The organism is Sphingomonas lacusdianchii (genome assembly GCF_022664395.1).
GTDB lineage: Bacteria > Pseudomonadota > Alphaproteobacteria > Sphingomonadales > Sphingomonadaceae > Sphingomonas > Sphingomonas lacusdianchii.
On sequence record NZ_JAKRET010000003.1, the window covers coordinates 287,865 to 306,247 of the forward strand.

The 18,383-nt window shown below is 66.7% G+C and carries 19 protein-coding genes; 17 read left to right on the forward strand and 2 right to left on the reverse strand.

The window, feature by feature from the left end:
- Window positions 1-75 precede the first annotated feature (75 nt).
- Both ppa and MF607_RS06275 read left to right on the forward strand, forming a co-directional pair.
- The gene (gene ppa, locus MF607_RS06270; protein WP_242116706.1) at window positions 76-651 is read left to right on the forward strand and encodes an inorganic diphosphatase; all 576 of its coding nucleotides are present in this window, start codon (window positions 76-78) and stop codon (window positions 649-651) included.
- A gap of 27 nt (window positions 652-678) precedes the next feature.
- Entirely contained in the window at window positions 679-1,371 is a 693-nt protein-coding gene (locus tag MF607_RS06275; protein ID WP_242116707.1) for a TIGR02466 family protein, read from the forward strand.
- A gap of 63 nt (window positions 1,372-1,434) precedes the next feature.
- Here the strand turns inward: MF607_RS06275 and MF607_RS06280 are convergent, their stop codons facing one another.
- Window positions 1,435-2,319, reverse strand: a complete 885-nt coding sequence (locus tag MF607_RS06280; RefSeq protein WP_242116708.1) for a DMT family transporter — start codon at window positions 2,317-2,319, stop codon at window positions 1,435-1,437.
- Between the two features lie 229 nt (window positions 2,320-2,548).
- Here MF607_RS06280 and MF607_RS06285 point away from each other — a divergent pair, with 229 nt between their 5' ends.
- Complete coding sequence (locus MF607_RS06285; RefSeq protein ID WP_242116709.1) at window positions 2,549-3,187, forward strand: DUF1345 domain-containing protein; 639 nt, start codon at window positions 2,549-2,551, stop codon at window positions 3,185-3,187.
- Window positions 3,188-3,333: 146 nt separating this feature from the next.
- Here MF607_RS06285 and ispG read toward each other — a convergent pair whose 3' ends face one another.
- On the reverse strand, window positions 3,334-4,458 hold the full coding sequence (gene ispG / locus MF607_RS06290) for a flavodoxin-dependent (E)-4-hydroxy-3-methylbut-2-enyl-diphosphate synthase (protein WP_242116710.1): 1,125 nt from the start codon (window positions 4,456-4,458) through the stop codon (window positions 3,334-3,336).
- A gap of 102 nt (window positions 4,459-4,560) precedes the next feature.
- Here ispG and MF607_RS06295 point away from each other — a divergent pair, with 102 nt between their 5' ends.
- From MF607_RS06295 to MF607_RS06360, 14 genes are all read left to right on the forward strand, one after another.
- On the forward strand, window positions 4,561-5,742 hold the full coding sequence (locus MF607_RS06295; RefSeq protein WP_242116711.1) for an acyltransferase family protein: 1,182 nt from the start codon (window positions 4,561-4,563) through the stop codon (window positions 5,740-5,742).
- A gap of 18 nt (window positions 5,743-5,760) precedes the next feature.
- Window positions 5,761-6,699 (forward strand): isoaspartyl peptidase/L-asparaginase family protein, encoded by a 939-nt coding sequence (locus MF607_RS06300; protein WP_242116712.1) that lies wholly within the window; start codon window positions 5,761-5,763, stop codon window positions 6,697-6,699.
- 43 nt (window positions 6,700-6,742) lie between these two features.
- Window positions 6,743-7,585 (forward strand): S1/P1 nuclease, encoded by an 843-nt coding sequence (locus tag MF607_RS06305; protein ID WP_242116713.1) that lies wholly within the window; start codon window positions 6,743-6,745, stop codon window positions 7,583-7,585.
- Window positions 7,586-7,682: 97 nt separating this feature from the next.
- Window positions 7,683-7,979 (forward strand): hypothetical protein, encoded by a 297-nt coding sequence (locus MF607_RS06310; RefSeq protein ID WP_242116714.1) that lies wholly within the window; start codon window positions 7,683-7,685, stop codon window positions 7,977-7,979.
- 338 nt (window positions 7,980-8,317) lie between these two features.
- Window positions 8,318-9,736 carry a sensor domain-containing diguanylate cyclase gene (locus tag MF607_RS06315; RefSeq protein WP_242116715.1) on the forward strand — a complete coding sequence of 473 codons (1,419 nt, stop codon included), beginning with the start codon at window positions 8,318-8,320 and terminating at the stop codon, window positions 9,734-9,736.
- A gap of 73 nt (window positions 9,737-9,809) precedes the next feature.
- A complete protein-coding gene (locus MF607_RS06320) occupies window positions 9,810-11,504 on the forward strand; it encodes a long-chain-fatty-acid--CoA ligase (protein WP_242116716.1) in 1,695 nt (564 codons plus the stop codon).
- 249 nt (window positions 11,505-11,753) lie between these two features.
- Window positions 11,754-13,061, forward strand: coding sequence for a tRNA (N6-isopentenyl adenosine(37)-C2)-methylthiotransferase MiaB (gene miaB, locus MF607_RS06325; RefSeq protein WP_242116717.1), 1,308 nt, complete (start codon window positions 11,754-11,756; stop codon window positions 13,059-13,061).
- The gene (locus MF607_RS06330; RefSeq protein WP_242116718.1) at window positions 13,058-13,621 is read left to right on the forward strand and encodes a hemerythrin domain-containing protein; all 564 of its coding nucleotides are present in this window, start codon (window positions 13,058-13,060) and stop codon (window positions 13,619-13,621) included. Before miaB ends, MF607_RS06330 begins: the two co-directional genes overlap by 4 nt.
- 89 nt (window positions 13,622-13,710) lie before the next feature.
- Window positions 13,711-14,769, forward strand: a complete 1,059-nt coding sequence (locus MF607_RS06335) for an NAD(P)-dependent alcohol dehydrogenase (RefSeq protein ID WP_242116719.1) — start codon at window positions 13,711-13,713, stop codon at window positions 14,767-14,769.
- Between the two features lie 352 nt (window positions 14,770-15,121).
- On the forward strand, window positions 15,122-16,123 hold the full coding sequence (locus MF607_RS06340; protein ID WP_242116720.1) for a PhoH family protein: 1,002 nt from the start codon (window positions 15,122-15,124) through the stop codon (window positions 16,121-16,123).
- A 51-nt stretch (window positions 16,124-16,174) separates the two neighbouring features.
- Entirely contained in the window at window positions 16,175-16,417 is a 243-nt protein-coding gene (locus MF607_RS06345; RefSeq protein ID WP_242116721.1) for a type II toxin-antitoxin system VapB family antitoxin, read from the forward strand.
- Window positions 16,414-16,809, forward strand: coding sequence for a type II toxin-antitoxin system VapC family toxin (locus MF607_RS06350; protein ID WP_242116722.1), 396 nt, complete (start codon window positions 16,414-16,416; stop codon window positions 16,807-16,809). The genes MF607_RS06345 and MF607_RS06350 overlap by 4 nt, the downstream gene beginning before the upstream one ends.
- Window positions 16,806-17,318: an rRNA maturation RNase YbeY gene (gene ybeY, locus MF607_RS06355; protein WP_242116723.1), complete on the forward strand. Its 513-nt coding sequence runs from the start codon at window positions 16,806-16,808 to the stop codon at window positions 17,316-17,318. Before MF607_RS06350 ends, ybeY begins: the two co-directional genes overlap by 4 nt.
- Window positions 17,319-17,328: 10 nt before the next feature.
- Entirely contained in the window at window positions 17,329-18,237 is a 909-nt protein-coding gene (locus MF607_RS06360) for a hemolysin family protein (protein ID WP_242116724.1), read from the forward strand.
- The last annotated feature ends 146 nt before the right edge of the window (window positions 18,238-18,383 follow it).

The following is an 18,383-nucleotide window of genomic DNA, read 5'->3' on the forward strand; positions in this document are numbered from 1 at the left end:
CGTGCTTTAACGACCGATAATTCCGGCTAAAGGGCGTGATACTCACGCGTCCGTGCGAGAAAAGGGAGACTATCAATGCGCATCGACATGGTGCCGGTCGGCGACAATCCGCCGAGCAGCCTGAACGTCATCATCGAAGTTCCGACCGGCGGCGAACCGGTGAAGTATGAATTCGACAAGGCTTCGGGCGCGCTGTTCGTCGACCGCATCCTGCACACGCCGATGCGCTATCCGGCGAATTACGGCTTCGTGCCGCACACCCTGTCGCCCGACGGCGATCCGCTCGACGCGCTGGTCGTGTCGCGCTCGCCCTTCATCCCCGGCTGCGTCGTCCGCGCCCGGCCGATCGCGGTGCTGAACCTCGAGGACGAAGCCGGCGGCGACGAAAAGCTGGTGTGCGTGCCGGTCGACTCGACCTTCCCGTACTACAGCAACGTCGGCGAAAAGACCGATCTGCCCGAGATCGTGTTCGAACAGATCGAACATTTCTTCACCCATTATAAGGACCTCGAAAAGAAGAAGTGGGTCCGCATCGGCACGTGGGGCGGCGCCGAGGAAGCCAAGCGCATCACGCTCGAGGCGATCGAACGCTACAACGAAGCCAAGGCCCAGGGCGAAGAGCCGCACGACTACGAGGTACCGGGTCGCTGATCCGATAACGGACCCCGGGGACAGAACATGGCGCAGCCGGCATCGGATCGCGGCATTGCCGCAACCGGCCTGTCCCCTGATGCGCTGCGGGTCCGCGCGGCCCAACTTGGGCTGTTCGAAACGCCGATCCTGCACGCACAGGTGCAGGATGCCGGCGCGATCGACGCCGATCTACGCCGCGCGATCCTGTCGCGTGCCGCGGGCGATGCCGATGGACTGAACCGGTCGAACGTCGGCGGCTGGCACAGCGACACCGAAATGCTGCGCTGGGGCGGCAACGCCGCCGAACGGCTCGCCGACCTCGCCATCCGCATGGCGCGTCGCGCCTCGCACTTCGAAGGGCGCGACCCCGCACGGGTCGAATGGAGCGTACGGATGTGGGCGAATATTTCCCCACCCGGTGCACTGAACACAAGCCACGCCCACCCCGGCGTCCTGTGGGCCGCGGTCTATTATCTCGACATGGGTACCGATCCGGCCGATCGCGATGCCGGCGGCGAACTCTATTTCGAAGACCCGCGCTTTCCGGTGACTATGATGCGCCTACCCGGCTTTCGCATGGTCGGCACCGATGGCCGGCCGCAGTCGAACGAACGCCGCCTGCCGACCCGCGCAGGCGATCTGGTGCTGTTCCCGTCCTGGTTGCGGCATGGTGTCCGCCCGCACAACGGCACCCGCGACCGCCTCTCGATCGCGATGAACATCGACGTCAAGGGTTAGGACGCCCCGCCCATTATTCGCCGCCACGTCACGCGACCCATCCCGACAGGCGCGCGTCGGCGCTCATGCCCCCGCCTCGCTCTGCACCGCCGGCACCCGCCGCCGCACCGCCACCACGCAGCCCGCGACGATCAGCAGCGCGCCGACCAGCGTATAGGGCGACACCGTCTCGCCGAACGCCACCCATCCCGCCAGCGCCGCCCAGACGAACGCGTTATATTCGACCGGGGCCAGCACCTGCGCCTCGGCACGCGCATAGGCCCAGGCGAGCGCCATGACCGACGCGATGTTGAGCAGGATCGCCCCCAATAGCGGCAGCAGCTGCGCCCCCGCCGGCACCGCGCCCAGCCATGGCGCCGCCGGCAGCAGCATTCCCCCGATCACCAGATTGGCGAACAACGCGACCTCGACCGGATCGGCGACTTGCGCCTGCCGCCGCAGCAGGATCAGGCTGCCGGCATAGAGCACCGACGCGGCGACGCAGGCGAGGCTGCCCAGCACCGCCTGTGTCGAGGCATCGGCCTGCACCTCCCCCGCCGCGATCACCAGCACGCCCGCCGACGCGATCACCGATCCGATGATCGCCGCGCGGCGGATCGTCTCGCCGAGGAACAGTGCCGCCAGATACAGCGCGATCAACGGCGCCAGAAAGGTCAACGCCACCCCCTGCGCCATCGGCACCCGCGCAAGTCCCCAGAAAAACAGGACAACCGACGATCCAGCAGCGATCCCCCGCCCGAGGTGCAGCTTGAGTGTCGGCCACGCCGGCCAGCGCCGCCCGAGCGCGACGAACAGGACACCGCACAACGCCGCCCCACCGACCGACCGCCACAGCACCGCGTTATACGCACCGCTATCGATCGACAGCTGCTTCATCAGCGCATCCATCACCGTATAGACCGCGATCCCCGACGCCGCGACGAGGAAGGCGCGCAAGGTTACGGACATGGGCGGACCTTTCGGTGGACGGACGGTGCGAGTGCTGTCGCCTGTGAAGCAACGCAACGCAAGCTCCTCCCCGGTACGGGGAGGGGGACCATGCGCAGCATGGTGGAGGGGGGTGGCCGTATGTGAGGCGATAGCGTTCGCCGCGCTCCCCCTCCACCAGCTTCGCTGGTCCCCCTCCCCGTACCGGGGAGGAATTGTCCCATCGTTACTGCCACGATACACCCGCCCCATGCCCCTGAACCTCGGCCAGCGCCTTGCGCCCGCACGTTTCGTCGCCTTCGCCGCGGTCGCCGTTGCCGCGGGTTGCTGGGCGCTACCCGCCTTTGGCTGGCGGATCGGCGTACCGCTCGCCTTCGACATCGCCGCGGTCGTGTTCCTGCTGTCCTGCGTGCCGCTGCTCGGCGCCTCGGCCGACCGGATGCGGCAAGCGGCGCGGCGCAACGACGCCAATCGTCCGCTGCTGCTGATCCTGTCCGCAGCGATCACGCTGGTGCTGCTGACCGCGATCGCGATCGAACTGGCGCAGCGCGGCACCCCCGAACCGCAGGTGGTGGTACTGGTCGTCGCGACACTGCTGCTCGCCTGGGCGTTCGCCAACACCATTTACGCGCTGCACTATGCGCATCTGTTCTACACCGCCGACGGCGCGGGCAAGGACAGCGGCGGCGTCGACATGCCCGGCACCGACGAACCCGATTACTGGGACTTCGTCTATTTCGCCTTCACGCTGGGCATGACGTTCCAGACGTCGGACGTGTCGATCACCTCACGCACCATGCGCCGCACCGTGACCGGCCACTGCCTGATCGCGTTCGTGTTCAATTTAGGCGTCGTGGCGTTCAGCGTGAACGTGCTGGGCGGGTCGTAAGCAACCCGCCCCGTTCGTCCTGCGTAGCCACTGAGCTTGTCGAACCGGCGTATCGAAGGACTGCCCAAGGTGCGTCGATACGGGTCTTCGACTTCGCTCAGCCCCTACTCAGCACGAACGGGTCTCTTGATTACCCGCCAAGAACGTCACTCCGCCGCCTGCGGCATTCCCGAACTTGCCGCCTCGATCTCCGCCGCCTTGGCCTCGACCAGCTTGACGATATGTTCGATCATGTCGGCGTCCTGGACATGGTGGTCGGTGACGCCCGACAGATAGACCATGTGCCGGCCATTGCCGCCGCCGGTGATGCCGATATCGGTCTCGCGCGCCTCGCCGGGGCCGTTGACGACGCAGCCCAGCACCGACAGCGACATCGGCGTGCGGATATGCTGCAACCGTTCCTCCAGCGCCTGCACGGTGCGGATCACGTCGAAACCCTGCCGCGCGCAGGACGGGCACGACACGACGCGCACGCCGCGATTGCGGATGCCCAGCGCCTTCAGGATTTCGAACCCGACCCGGACTTCCTCCTCCGGCTCGGCCGACAGCGAGACGCGGATCGTGTCGCCGATCCCGAACCATAGCAGCGATCCGATGCCGATCGAAGACTTGACCGTCCCGCCGACGAACCCGCCCGCCTCGGTGATGCCCAGATGCAGCGGGCAATCGACCATCTCGGCCAGCTGCTGATAGGCCGCGACCGCAAGGAACAGGTCGGACGCCTTCACCGCGACCTTGAACTCGTGGAAGTCGTGGTCCTGCAACAGCTTGATATGGTCCATCGCCGACTCGACCAGCGCGTCGGGGCATGGCTCGCCATATTTTTCGAGCAGATGCTTTTCGAGGGAGCCGCCATTCACGCCGATGCGGATCGCGCAGCCATTGGCCTTGGCCGCGCGGACGACCTCGGCGACGCGCTCGTTCGATCCGATATTGCCCGGATTGATCCGCAGGCACGCCGCGCCCGCATCGGCGGCTTCGAGCGCCCGCTTGTAATGGAAATGGATGTCGGCGACGATCGGCACCCGCGCGGCGCGGGTGATCTGCCGCAGCGCGGCGGTGCTCGCCACGTCGGGGCACGATACGCGGATGATGTCGGCCCCCGCCTCTTCGCAGCGACGGATCTGGTCGATCGTCGCCACCGCGTCGGAGGTTTCGGTATTGGTCATCGTCTGCACCGTGACCGGCGCGTCGCCGCCGACGGGGACGTTGCCGACCATGATCTGGCGGCTCTGCCGGCGGTGGATATCGCGCCAAGGGCGGATCGACATGGTAAATTCTCGCTAACGCTTCGGTTATCTCTGCCCAGTATAGGGCGGCATTGCGTCAGGCGAAAGTCGCATGGCCGTGCAGCGGGGAACGACAGGGAACGCATGACACCGGCGGGCCGCCATTACGGGCTGGACTGGCTGCGCATCGCCGCGTTCGCCATGCTGATCCCCTATCATGTCGCGCTGGCGTTCAGCCCGTGGCACTGGATCGTGTCGTCGGGCCATGTCTATCCGGCGCTGGTCGCGCCGATGGCGGCGCTGACGCCGTGGCGGCTGGGGCTGTTGTTCGCGGTATCGGGCTATGCCGGCGCGATGTTGTTCGGTCGTGCCGAGGGGGCGGCGGATTTCGCCCTCGACCGGTCGCGGCGGCTGCTGGTGCCGCTGCTGTTCGGCATGGTCGCGATCGTCCCGCTCGAAATGTGGGTGCGGGTGCGCGAGACCGGCTATGCCCGCGACTATCTGCATTTCTGGCGCTTCGACGCCTGGGCCAGCGGCACGCACTGGGGCGTCGAATTTCCCAGTTGGGAGCATCTCTGGTTCCTCGTCTATCTCTGGACCTACACCATGGTCGTCGCGGGGGTGACCGCATCGCGTCGCGCGCTGGCCGCGCTCGACCGCGCGGCGACGTGGCTGGCGATCGGCAGGCGGATGCTATGGGCGCCGATGGCGACGATCGTCGCGCTGCGGCTGGCGCTGCTGTTCGTCGTCCCCGAACGGCAGGGATTGTTTCGCGACTGGGCGGGGCATTCGCAGTTCCTGACGCTGTTCCTTCTCGGCTTCCTGATCGCGCGCCATCCGCCGCTGTGGCACGCGCTGCATCGCTGCTGGCGTCCCGCCGCCCTGCTGGCGCTGATGGGCGGCGGCGTGGCGATCGGGGTCGAGGTCGGCTATCCGGGAAGCGCCGTGCCGCCGCACGCGCTGATGGTCGCCAGCCGCGCGGGACGGTCGGTCATGGCATGGGGAATGGTCGTCACCCTGTTCCACCTCGCCGATGCTTATGCCAATCACGACCATCGCTGGCGCCGGACGCTCGGGCAGGCGGTGTTCCCCGCCTATATCGTCCACCACCCCGCGATCGTTCTGGCGACCTGGTGTACCCTTCCCCTCGCAATGGCGCCCGGGATACAGGCGGCGGTGATCCTGACCGCGACGATCGCCACCTGCGGCGCGACCGTCGCGCTCGCCCGGCTGGTGCCTGTGTTCGGCATGCTGGTCGGGGTCGCGCCCGCCCCGTGCGACGGGGTGGCACCGCCCCCGCGATCTGCTAGCAGGCCCGGCACATAACCGTAGCAGGATGAAATCATGTCGAGTGCCCCCGCCCCCCGCTGGACCCTGTTGGTGCATGGCGGCGCCGGCATCCTGACCCGCGACACCGTCAGCGCACAGACCGACGCCGCCGCCCGCGCCGGCCTCGACGCGGCGCTCGCCGCCGGCGAAGCGGTGCTCGCCGCCGGCGGCAGCGCGCTCGACGCGGTCGAAGCGGCGGTACAGGTGCTGGAGGACGATCCGACCTTCAATTCGGGGCGTGGCGCGGTCTTTACCTTCGACGGGGCGATCGAGCTCGACGCCGCGATCATGGACGGCGGCACCCGTGCCGCCGGTGCCGTTGCCGGCGTCACCCGCACCCGTCATCCGGTCAGCCTCGCCCGCGCCGTCATGGACCACAGCCCGCACGTCCTGCTCGCGGGCAAGGGCGCCGATATCTTCGCCGCCGAACAGAATGTCGAACAGGTCGATCCCGACTGGTTCGTCACCCCCGAACGTCGCGCGCAGCTCGATGCGATGAAGGCCAATCCCGATGGTTGGTTCGACGTCGACATGAAATATGGCACGGTCGGCGCGGTCGCGGTCGATGCCGCCGGCCATGTCGCCGCCGCCACCTCGACCGGCGGGGTGACCGGCAAGCGCTGGGGCCGGGTCGGCGACTCGCCGCTGATCGGTGCCGGCACGCATGCCGACGATCGCGCCTGCGCCGTCTCGGCGACCGGTGCGGGCGAATTCTTCATCCGCATCGGCGTCGCGCACGAGATTTCGGCGCGCATCCGCTTCGCCGGCGAGGATCTGCAGACCGCCGCCGACACCGTCCTTGCCGAGACCCGAGCGCTCGGCGGCACCGGCGGCGTCATCGTCGCCGGCCCCGATGGCGACGTCGCGTGGAGCTTCACCACGCCGGGCATGTACCGCGGTCGCGCCGGCAGCGACGGCACCCGCCGCACCGCCATCTATGGGGACGAGGGCTAGCACCGGTTTTCATGCCGTACGACAGGCATTAAAGGCGGTGGCCATGATTCGCCGCCTGTTGCTTGCGGTCGCCTGTTTGTTCGCGACCTCCCCCGCTTACGCCTATTGGGAATATGGGCATCAAAGCGTCGCCACCATCGCGCGGCTGAACGTCCGCCCCGAAACCCGAGCTGCGATCGACCGCATCCTGCGGCATCAGGCGCTGCTCGAAACGCCGACCTGCCCGGCGCGCACCATCGAGGAAGCGAGCGTGTGGGCCGATTGCGTCAAGCCGCTCGGCGAACGCTTCAGCTACGCCTATTCATGGCATTACCAGAATGTCGACGTTTGCAAGCCGTTCGACCTGAAGGCCGCGTGCAAGGACGGCAATTGCGTCTCGGCACAGATCGAACGCGACGTGAAGCTGCTGAAGGACCCCAAGGTCCCGATGCGCGAAAAGGTGCTGGCGCTTGCGTTTCTCGTCCATTTCGTCGGCGACCTGCACATGCCGCTCCATGCCGGCGATCGCGGCGATCTTGGCGGCAACCGGGTGAAGGGCGATTACGGCATCTATCATCCCGATCGGTTCAACCTCCATTCGATCTGGGACGGGCCGCTCGCCGAACGCGCAATCACCACCCCGCCCTCGATCCTGCGCGCCTACAGCCCCGCCGAACGCGCCCCCATCCAGGCCGGCACCGTCGAGGACTGGAGTCGCGACAGCTGGCAGATCAGCCGCGACTATGCCTATGCCCCCGCGCTGGGCGGCGACGGCTGCGGCCCCCAGCCCGCCGGGCGTATCAAGCTCGACGACGCGACCATCGCCCGGCTGGTACCGGTAGCGCAGGGACAGGTGAAGAAAGGCGGCCTGCGCCTCGCCCGCCTGCTCGACGAGGCGCTCGGCTAAGTAGCGCATACATCCACCCATTGCGCGCCGCGCCCGCGCATGTCAGCTTGGGCACCAGCCAACGACCGCGACCAAGCGGCGAGCGATAGGGGTGAGGATGCGGATTTTCGTGACGATCGCGGCGGCGACGCTGCTGGCCGGATGTGGCCTGAGCCCGGCACAGGGCGGTCCCGAACTGGTGGTGAGCGGGCCGAGCGAGGCGGTCGCCGCCTTCGTCCGGCAACAGGGCGCGCATAAGCCGAGCCGCGCGACCACCTTTCCACAATCGGTCGGTCCCGGCCGGTCGAGCGCGCGCGTGATGACCCCGGCCGGCACCAGTGCGGACACGCTGCGCCAGCTTGCCCAGCAGGCGACGATGGCCGGGCTGACCGCCGCGGTCGTCGCCGCCAACTGACCCCCGGTCCGAAAAACCAAACGCCGCGTTAACCGAATCTTGGCGCGTCGGGTGGCATGCCGGCCGCATGCTATCGGCCTGTCGAACCCTGGTGATCGCGCTGTTCATGGCGTTCGGCGCACTCGGCGCCGTGCCCGCATGCGCGCAGGCCGGGATCGTCGGCACGCCGATCCCGACCTGTATCAGCCGCGTCCAGCCCGGCGACACGGTCCGCGCGGTGCTGGCCCGGCCCGGCCGGTTCGACTGCACCGCCCGCCAGACCGATTTCGGGCCCGGCGATTACTGGGTCCTGTCGGGTTCGCCTGCCCCGTCCCGCCGATCCGGCCGCGCCGGTTCGCGTGCGGCAGGTCAGCCTGTGGCAGGATTCGCTCGCCGTCTTTGCCGTCGCCGCCGACGGCCGCATTCGGGGGTCGATCGACGACAATGTCGGCATCGGCCATCATGTCCAGCTGGGCGCGATCGTCGAACACCGCTTCGTCCCCGATGGCGTGCCGATCGACCGGGTGTTGTGGCGGGTCGGCGGCAGCGCGAACATGCGCGGTATCGTGGTGGGCGCCCGGGTGACCGGCGATGCCGAAAGCCAGCGTTCGAACATGCTGCTCGCCGCGCTCTATGCAGGCTTCATCGGACTGTGCGCCGGCCTTCTCTTCTACAATTTCGCGCTGTGGCGGGTGCTGCACCATGATTTTCAGCTCGCTTATTGCGGGCTGCTCGCCTGCCTCTTGGTCTATGCGCTGTCGTCCTCGGGGATCATGGCGTGGCTGTTGCCCGAACTGAGCAACAACCGCCGGATCCTTACCAGCTATGTCGTGCTGTCGTGGGGCATGGCGTCGGCCCTCGCCTTTTGCGCCTGCTTCTTCGAACGCCGCATCCTTGATGGCTGGCCGCTGCGGTTGTTGCATATGGTGACCGCCATCTTCGGGATGCTCGGCGTGTTGCTGATCGCGGTCGGACCGATCGCGATGCCCATTCTCGACCGCATCTTCTCGCTGACGATGTTCGTCGCGCCGGGGTCGGTCGCTTTGGTCGTGTGGCGCACATGGCGGCGGCGCAGCGACTTTCTGTGGCTGTTCGCGCTCAGCTGGGCATCGCCGATGGTGATGCTGGTCGTCCGTTCGCTCTACAACCTCAATCTGCTCGATTGGAGCTTCTGGATCGACAATTCGACGCTGGTGGCGATGAGCATCGAGACACTGATGGCCAGCATCGCCATCGCCTACCGCATCCGCGTGCTCAGTCGCGAACGCGACGAAGCCGTGCGGCAGGAGGCGATCTCGCGCGAGCTGGCCGATACCGATCCGTTGACCGGCCTGCTCAACCGCCGCGCCTTCCTGTCGCGGGCGATCGCCGCACAAGGGCCGCGCACGCTGATGCTGTTCGACATCGACCATTTCAAACAGGTCAACGATACGATCGGCCATGACGGCGGCGACGAGGTCCTGCGCCAGTTCGCCCGCACGTTACGCTTCCACGCCCCGCCCGGCGTGCTGGTCGCGCGCATGGGCGGCGAGGAATTCGCGCTGCTGGGACCGGAAGCGGCGATGCCCGATCCCGACGTACTGCTCGCCAACGTCCGCGCGCAACGCCTGCCCTACGACCTGCGCGTCACCAGCAGCATCGGTATCTGCCACGGGCCGCTCGCCGACGAGAATGACTGGAAACGTCTCTACCGCCTCGCCGACAAGACGCTGTTCGAGGCGAAGGCCGCCGGCCGCGACCGGGCTGGCCGGGCAGCGCCGCTCCCGCTCGCCGCCTGACCCCTGCCGCCCACGGTTACGGGTGACGCAACCCGGCTTGCATGCAACGCAACGCCTGTTTACACCTTTGTAAATGAGCAGCGCCGCACCGATCCTCGACCGCTACGCCCATCCGGTTCGCTGGGACGAACCGATACCGCCGATGTCGATGGTGACGCTGTTCGAGGAATCGGCCGCCCGGCGCGGCACCGCCCCACTGATCGATTTTCTCGGACGGCATTACAGCTATGCCGAAACGAAGAACGGTGCGGACCGGGTTGCCTGCGGCCTCGCGAAACTGGGCTATGGTCCCGGCGACCGCATCGGCCTGTTCCTGCCGAACGTGCCGCATTACATCGCCGCTTATTACGGCATCCTCAAACTCGGCGCGACGGTCGTCAATTTCTCGCCGCTCTACACCGCGCAGGAACTGGCGGCGCAGGTCGAGGATTCGGGGACGAAGCTGCTCTTCACCCTGTCCGCCTCGGCGCTGCTGCCGACCGCGCTGGACGTGCTGGAGCGCAGTTCGCTCGAACGGCTGATCGTCGGGTCGGTGGCGGGTGCCCTCCCCGTCGCCAAGTCGCTCTTCTACCGCTGGTTCCGATCGCAGGAGGTGACGCCGCGCCCCGACGATCCGCGCGTCTCAGCCTTCTCCGCCCTGATCGCCAATGACGGCGGCTGCGTGACGCCGCAGATCGATCCGACGCGCGACCTCGCGCTCATCCAATATACCGGCGGCACGACCGGCAGTCCCAAGGGCGCGACGCTCAGCCACGCCAATCTGTCGGCCAATGCCCGGCAGGTCGCGTGGCTCGATCCCGATGGCAACACCAAACTCGACCGCATCCTCGGCGTGCTGCCGATGTTCCACGTTTTCGCCAACACCTGCGTCCTCAATCGCACGGTGGTGACCGGCGGAGAGATCGTGCTGCTGCCCCGGTTCGATGCCGGACAGGTGCTGGCGGCACTCGACCGGACCAAGGCGACGGCACTGCCCGGCGTACCGACCATGTACCGTGCGCTGCTCGACCATCCGCGCCTGAAGCAGACCGACTTTTCGTCGCTGCGCTACTGCATCTCGGGCGGCGCGCCGATGCCACCGGAACTGAAGGAACGGTTCGAGGCGGCGACCGGCGCGACGCTGGTCGAGGGATATGGCCTTTCCGAAAGCTCGGGCGTCGTCTCGTGCAACCCCTATGCGGGTCCGCAACAGGCGGGCAGCATCGGCCAGCCGATCGCCGGCACCCGCGTCCGGCTGGTCGACAAGGAGAATCCGAACCTCCCCGCCCCGCTCGACCAGCCGGGCGAGATCGTCGTCGCCGGGCCGCAGATCATGGGCGGCTATTGGCGACGGCCCGACACTGCCGATACGACCTTCTGCGTCGATACCGACGGCACCCATTGGCTGCGCACCGGCGATGTCGGCACGATCGACGAAGCTGGCTTCATCCGCATCGTCGACCGGCTGAAGGACATGATCGCGGTCGGCGGGTTCAAGGTGTTCCCGAGCGAGATCGAACGCGTCCTCTACCACCACCCCGCCGTGCGCGAGGCGCTGGTCGTCGGCCTGCCCAGCGACTATCGCGGCGAAAGCCCGCACGCCTATGTGACCCTCGCCGAGGACGCCGATATCGATGGCGATGCGCTGAAGGCGTGGCTCAACCCGCAACTGGGTAAGCACGAGCGCGTCGACGAAGTCGTCGTCCGCCTGACCCTGCCGAAAACGATGATCGGCAAACTGAGCCGCAAGGACCTGATCGCCGAGGTCATGGCGGAGCGGCAACCATAGAATGGGTTCGCGCAAAGGTACGAAGAGGAAGTTGGTTCGCGCAAAGGCGCAAAGGCGCAAAGATCGACCGCCCGCCGCGACGGCGGCTCTCTAATATAAGCGTTTTTGAGAAGAGGGCTTTGTCCGCCTGTCCCGAACGCCCTTTGCGTCCTTTGCGCCTTTGCGCGAAACAAAACCCTTCTTCCCTCCCCGCCGCCACGCGAACCCGAATCCTTCCTACCAAGGCCGAAATCCGGTAAGGCCCCGCCGATGACCACCCCGAAAACCTTCCACGTCAAATCGTTCGGCTGCCAGATGAACGTCTATGACGGCGAGCGCATGGCCGAACTGATGGCAGCGCAGGGCATGACCGCGACCGACGATGCCAATGCCGCCGATCTGGTCGTGCTGAACACCTGCCATATCCGCGAAAAGGCGACCGAGAAGGTCTATTCGGACATCGGACGCCTGCGCAAACACGGCGCCGATCCCATGATCGCCATCGCCGGCTGCGTCGCGCAGGCCGAAGGCGAAGAGATCGTCCGCCGCGCGAAGGTCGATGTCGTGGTCGGCCCACAGGCCTATCACAACCTGCCGAAACTGGTCGCCGACGCGGCAGCCGGCAAGCCCGCGCTCGACACCGACATGCCGCCCGAATCCAAGTTCGGGCACCTCCCCACCCGCCGCCGCAGCGGCCCGAGCGCGTTCCTGACGGTGCAGGAGGGATGCGACAAATTCTGCACCTATTGCGTTGTGCCCTATACCCGCGGTGCCGAGATTAGCCGCCCCTTCGCCCGCATCGTCGACGAGGCGAAGGCGCTGGTCGACGGCGGCGCGCGCGAGATCACGCTGCTGGGACAGAACGTCAACGCATGGGTCGATGGCGACGGCCGCGGCCTCGATGCGCTGATCCGCGAACTCGATCGCATCCCCTCGCTGGAGCGCATCCGCTATACCACGAGCCACCCCAACGACATGACGCAGGGGTTGATCGACGCGCACCGCGACGTCGAGAAACTGATGCCGTTCCTGCACTTGCCGGTACAGGCCGGCAACGACCGGGTGCTCAAGGCGATGAACCGCAGCCATACCGCCGACAGCTATCTGCGCCTGCTCGACCGCGTCCGCGCCGCCCGCCCCGATATCGCGCTGTCGGGCGACTTCATCGTCGGCTTCCCCGGCGAGACCGATGCCGAGTTCGAGGATACGCTGCGCCTCGTCGACGCGGTCGGCTATGCGCAGGCGTTCAGCTTCAAATATTCGCCCCGCCCCGGCACCCCTGCCGCCGAGATGGCCGGCGAAGTCCCCCTCGCCGTGATGGACGAACGACTGCAACGGCTGCAGGCGGCGCTGCTGCGCGATCAGAAGGCGTTCAACGACGCGACGATCGGCCGGACCTGTCAGGTGCTGGTCGAACGGCAGGGCCGTCACCCCGGGCAGATGCTTGGCAAGTCGCCCTGGCTGCAATCGGTCCATTTCCTGACCGATGCCAGGATCGGCGACATGGTCGAGGTGGAGATCGTTGCGACCGGTGCGGTCTCCCTGTCGGGCGTGGAGCGGGTGCGGGCGGCGGCGTGAGCGATCTCGCGACGCGCGGCGGCATCGGCGACGACCTCGCCTATCTCCGCGCTGCCTATCCCCAGCCCGACTGGCGCACCCACGCTAATTTCGGCCAGCTCGCCGATTTCTGGCTGCACATCCACGCCGCGCTCCGCGCCGAGGCGGCGGCGGTCGAAACGTCGCTGACCGCCTTTCGCGCGGGGCGTCTCGACCCGCAGGCATTCCAGCGGCGTTTCGTGCCCGATCTCAATCGCTTCCTACAGCATCTGAACGGTCATCATCAGATCGAGGATCACGCCTATTTCCCCAAATTCCGCGCGCTCGACCCGCGCATGGCGCGCGGCTTCGACCTGCTCGACGCCGATCATCACGCGATCCACGACGCGCTGGAACAGAATGTCGCAGGCGCGCGGACCCTGCTCGCCGCGCTTGCCGGATCGGGCGCGGTCGATCGCGCCGCCGCCGACTATGCGCAGCGGTCGCAGGCGTTGCTGGCCATGCTGAACCGCCATCTCGCCGACGAGGAGGATCTGGTGATCCCGGCGATGCTCGAACATGGCGAACGCCGCGTAACCTGAAAAATCATGCCACTTGATACTTTGTATCGGCAACGAATGCGGTGGCGTCGCATTATGCTGGCGACTTCCTCCATCAACGGAACCCCAGCATGACGACCCCCGCTCAGGGCTATGCCGCCCAATCGGCCGACAGCAAGCTCGCCCCCTTCTCGTTCGAACGCCGCGATCCGCAACCCGGCGACGTAGCGATCGACATCCGCTATTGCGGCGTTTGCCACAGCGACCTGCACACCGCACGCGGCGAATGGCCGGGCACCCTCTACCCCTGCGTTCCCGGACACGAGATCGTCGGCACCGTCACCGCCGTCGGCAGCGACGTGACGAAGTTCAAGGTCGGCGACACGGTCGGCGTGGGCTGCATGGTCGACAGTTGCGGCGAATGCCCGTCTTGCCATGAGGGCGAGGAGCAATATTGCACCGGCACCGGCTTCGTCGGTACCTATAACGGTCCCGACCCCGTGCTCGGCGGCCACACCTTTGGCGGCTATTCGGACCATATCGTCGTCGATCAGGACTTCGTCCTCGCCATCAAGCATGACGATGCCGATCTCGCCGCCGTCGCGCCGCTGCTGTGCGCCGGCATCACCACCTACTCCCCGCTCAAGCACTGGAAGGTCGGACCAGGACAGAAGGTCGGCATCGTCGGCCTAGGTGGCCTCGGCCATATGGGCGTGAAGATCGCCGCTGCGATGGGCGCGGAAGTCTATGTCTTCTCGACCTCGCCCAACAAGCGCGACGACGCCATCCGCCTCGGCGCCAAGGACCTGATCGTGTCGAAAGATGCCGACGCGATGGGCGAACATGCCGGCAGTTTCGACTTCATCCTGAACACCGTCGCCGCGTCGCATGACCTCGACCAGTTCCTCGCGCTGCTCAAGCGCGACGGTACGATGACGCTGGTTGGCGTCCCCGAAACGCCGCACCCCTCGCCCTCGGTCGGAACGCTCGTCTTCGGCCGCCGTTCGCTCGCCGGCTCGCTGATCGGCGGCATCGCCGAGACGCAGGAGATGCTCGACTTCTGCCACCGGCACGGCCTGACCGCCGATATCGAGACGATCGCCATGGACCAGATCGAGACCGGCTATGACCGGATGCAGAAGAGCGACGTGAAGTATCGCTTCGTCATCGACATGGCGACGCTGAAATAAGGGCTCGGACTTACGCGAAGGCGCGGGAGCACGAAGAGGTTTTATTCGCGCAAAGGCGCAGAGGACGCAAAGGTAGTGCGCGTGCGGCGACGACAATCTGTCGGGCGACGCCGCTTCTGCGGCCGCGCTGTGTGCGAAAAGCCGCTGGCGCGGCATACACGATCCCTTTGCGTCCTTCGCGCCTTTGCGCGAACCCTAAATCCTTCCTTCTCTCCCCTCCCCGTGAACCAAGTTTCGCTTCCCCCCTGCAAAACCATCTGCCAGTCTCGCAGATGATGCTGCCGCGCCACCCCGTCCGACTCAAGGCTATGCCCGGACCCGTGCGCCATCACCCTCCGACCGAAAGGATCGCATGAGCCGCAAGCCCGTCCCCGCCGTAGCCGGCCAGCGCGCCCGCGCCGAACTGAGCTTCGACAAGCCGCAACTCCTCTCGCGCCTGTTCGGCGAATTCGACGCCAACCTGCTGGCGCTGGAGGAACGGCTGGGCGTCTACATCACCGCTCGCGGCGACCGGGTCGGGATCGAGGGATCGGCCGAGGCCGTGGCCCATGCGCGCGAAGTGCTGACCGAACTGCACCGCCGCATCCTGCGCGGCGAGGACGTCGATCCGGGGCTGATCGACGCGGTCATCGCCATGTCGTCGCAGCCCGCGCTCGACGGCATCTTCCGCGCCGAAAGCGGTCAGGGCGCACCGTCGATCATGATCCGCACGCGGAAGAAGACGATCGTTCCGCGCACTGTCGCCCAGGCCAGCTACATGCACCAGCTGCTGTCCAACGACATCATCTTCGCCCTCGGGCCGGCAGGTACCGGCAAGACCTATATCGCCGTTGCGCAGGCGGTGGCGCAACTCATCACCGGCAGCGTCCAGCGCCTGATCCTGTCGCGCCCGGCGGTGGAGGCCGGCGAAAAGCTCGGCTTCCTGCCCGGCGACATGAAGGAGAAGGTCGATCCCTATCTCCGCCCGCTCTACGACGCGCTCAACGACTGCCTGCCTGCCGAACAGGTCGAACGTCGCATCCTGTCGGGCGAGATCGAGATCGCGCCGATCGCCTTCATGCGCGGGCGGACGCTCGCCGACGCCTTCGTCATCCTCGACGAGGCGCAGAACACCACGCCTGCCCAGATGAAGATGTTTCTGACCCGTTTCGGCCAGAACAGCCGCATGGTGGTGTGCGGCGATCCGAACCAGACCGACTTGCCCGGCGGCGTGCAGGCATCGGGCCTCGCCGACGCCACCCGCCGACTGGAGGGCATCGAGGGCATTGCCTTCGCCCGCTTCGGCGCGGGCGACGTCGTCCGCCACCCGATCGTCGGGCGGATCGTCGAGGCCTATGAGGGCAAGGACGCTTGAGTAGCGGGATATCCTGCATTACCTTGCGGGATATCCCTTTGGAGACCGGTAATGCCCTCGCTGTACATCAAGGATGAGCGAACCAACGCATTGGTCGACGAGTTGGCGCGCTTGCGCGGCACCAGCAAGACCGAAGCAGTACGGCGGGCGGTCGAGGCCGAACTCGAACGCAACCGCAGCGTTGCGACGCCTCGCCAACGGCTGGAGAACTTCTACAAGCGCTACCCGCTTCCCGAACCAAGCGGCCTTGCTGCAGACAAGGCATTCTATGACGACCTGTCGGGTAACCTGTGACCGCGTTCGTCGATGCATCTGTGCTAGTCGCGATACTGGCCCGCGAAGCGGACTATCTTGAACAGAATGATCGCCTTATGTCGTTCGACACGCCGCTTTGGTCGCCGATCGCGCGGTGGGAGACGATCAGCGGGATCGCGCGCGCGACGAAATATGGCGACGCCTTCTCCGCTGAAATTACCGACGCCTTTGCCGGTGAGAATCGTTTCGTCATGGTGCCGATTGGCGAGGCTGAGGCGCGCATCGCTGGCGAAGCGCATCGCCGCTACGGCAAGGGGCGCCACGAAGCCAAACTCAACATGGGCGATTGCTTCGCCTATGCCTGCGCCCATACCAACAACGCCACTTTGCTCTACAAGGGCGACGACTTCGCAAGGACCGACCTCGGATGATCGATATCGCCGTACAGGCAGAGGCCGACTGGCCGCAGGACCAGGATTGGGAGGCGCTCGCTACCCGCGCCGCGACCGCCGCGATCGGCCGCACGCCACAGGGCGCGTGGCTGACCGACCCGGCGCTGATCGAGATCGCCATACGCCTGACGTCAGATGACGAGGTGCAGACGCTCAACCGCCAGTACCGGCAGAAAGACAAGCCGACCAACGTCCTGTCCTTCCCGATGATCCAGCCCGACCTGCTCGACACGGTCACGCAGAACAGCGACGATGGCGAGGTGCTGCTTGGCGACATCGTCCTTGCCCACGGCGTCTGTACCGCCGAAGCGGCGGAACGCGGCATTTCGGTCGCCGATCATGCCACGCACCTGATTGTCCATGGCTGCCTCCATTTGCTAGGCCATGACCACCAAAATGATGCCGAGGCGGAAGCCATGGAGGCGATCGAGCGTTCGACGCTCGCCGAACTCGGCCTGCACGATCCCTATCCGGTTACAGAGGACTGACACGACCATCATGGCCGACGTTTCGACCAGCACCACGCCCGGCGACAGTAGCAGCTCCGAAGGGGGCATATGGCGGGGGCTGCGCTCGCTGATCTTCGGGGAGGACGCCAGCGAGACGCTGCGCGAACGGATCGAGGAAGTGATCGCAGCGCATGAGGACGAGAACGACGCACCGGTCGCGGGCGACCTATCGCCGATCGAGCGCAAGATGTTGCGCAACATCCTGCATTTCGGCGAACGCGATGCCGGCGACATGGGCGTGCCGCGTGCCGACATCGTCGCGCTGGAGGAGAACACGCCCTTCGCCGATGTGGTGAAGCTGTTCGCCGAAGCGGGCCATAGCCGCCTGCCCGTCTATCGCGAAAAGCTCGATACCATCGTCGGCATGGTGCATGTGAAGGACGTGTTCGCGATCCTCGCCAAGGGCGAGGAGCATCCGCCGACCGCGATCGGCCTGTTGCGCCAGCCGCTCTACGTCCCGCAATCGATGGGCACGCTCGACCTGCTCGCGCAAATGCAGGCGAGCCGCACCCATCTCGCCATCGTGCTTGACGAATATTCGGGCACCGACGGTCTCATCACCATCGAGGATCTGGTCGAGGAGATTGTCGGCGAGATCGAGGACGAGCATGACGAAGCACCGACCGACCTGTTCGTGCCGCTGGAGGGCGGCGCGTGGGAAGCCGATGCCCGTGCCGAGCTGGAGGATGCCGCCGAACTGATCGATCCGCGCCTCGGCGAGGTCGAGGAAGACGTCGAAACGCTGGGCGGCCTCGCCTTCGTCCTCGCCGGCGAGGTTCCGAAACAGGGCGCGTGCCTCGACCATCCCTCGGGCTGGCGGATCGAGATTGTCGCCGCCGACACGCGTCGCGTCCTGCGCCTCCGCCTCCATCCACCCCATCCGCATATCGAGGAATAAACGCCTCCCCGCCGCGCGGGGAGGGGGACCATGCGCAGCATGGTGGCGGGGCGTCGCCGCAAACGCGACGTCCAGCTAAGTGCCAAATCCGATCACCGACAACGATTCAATCGGTTTCACAAAACAACCCGACTCAGTTAGCCGGT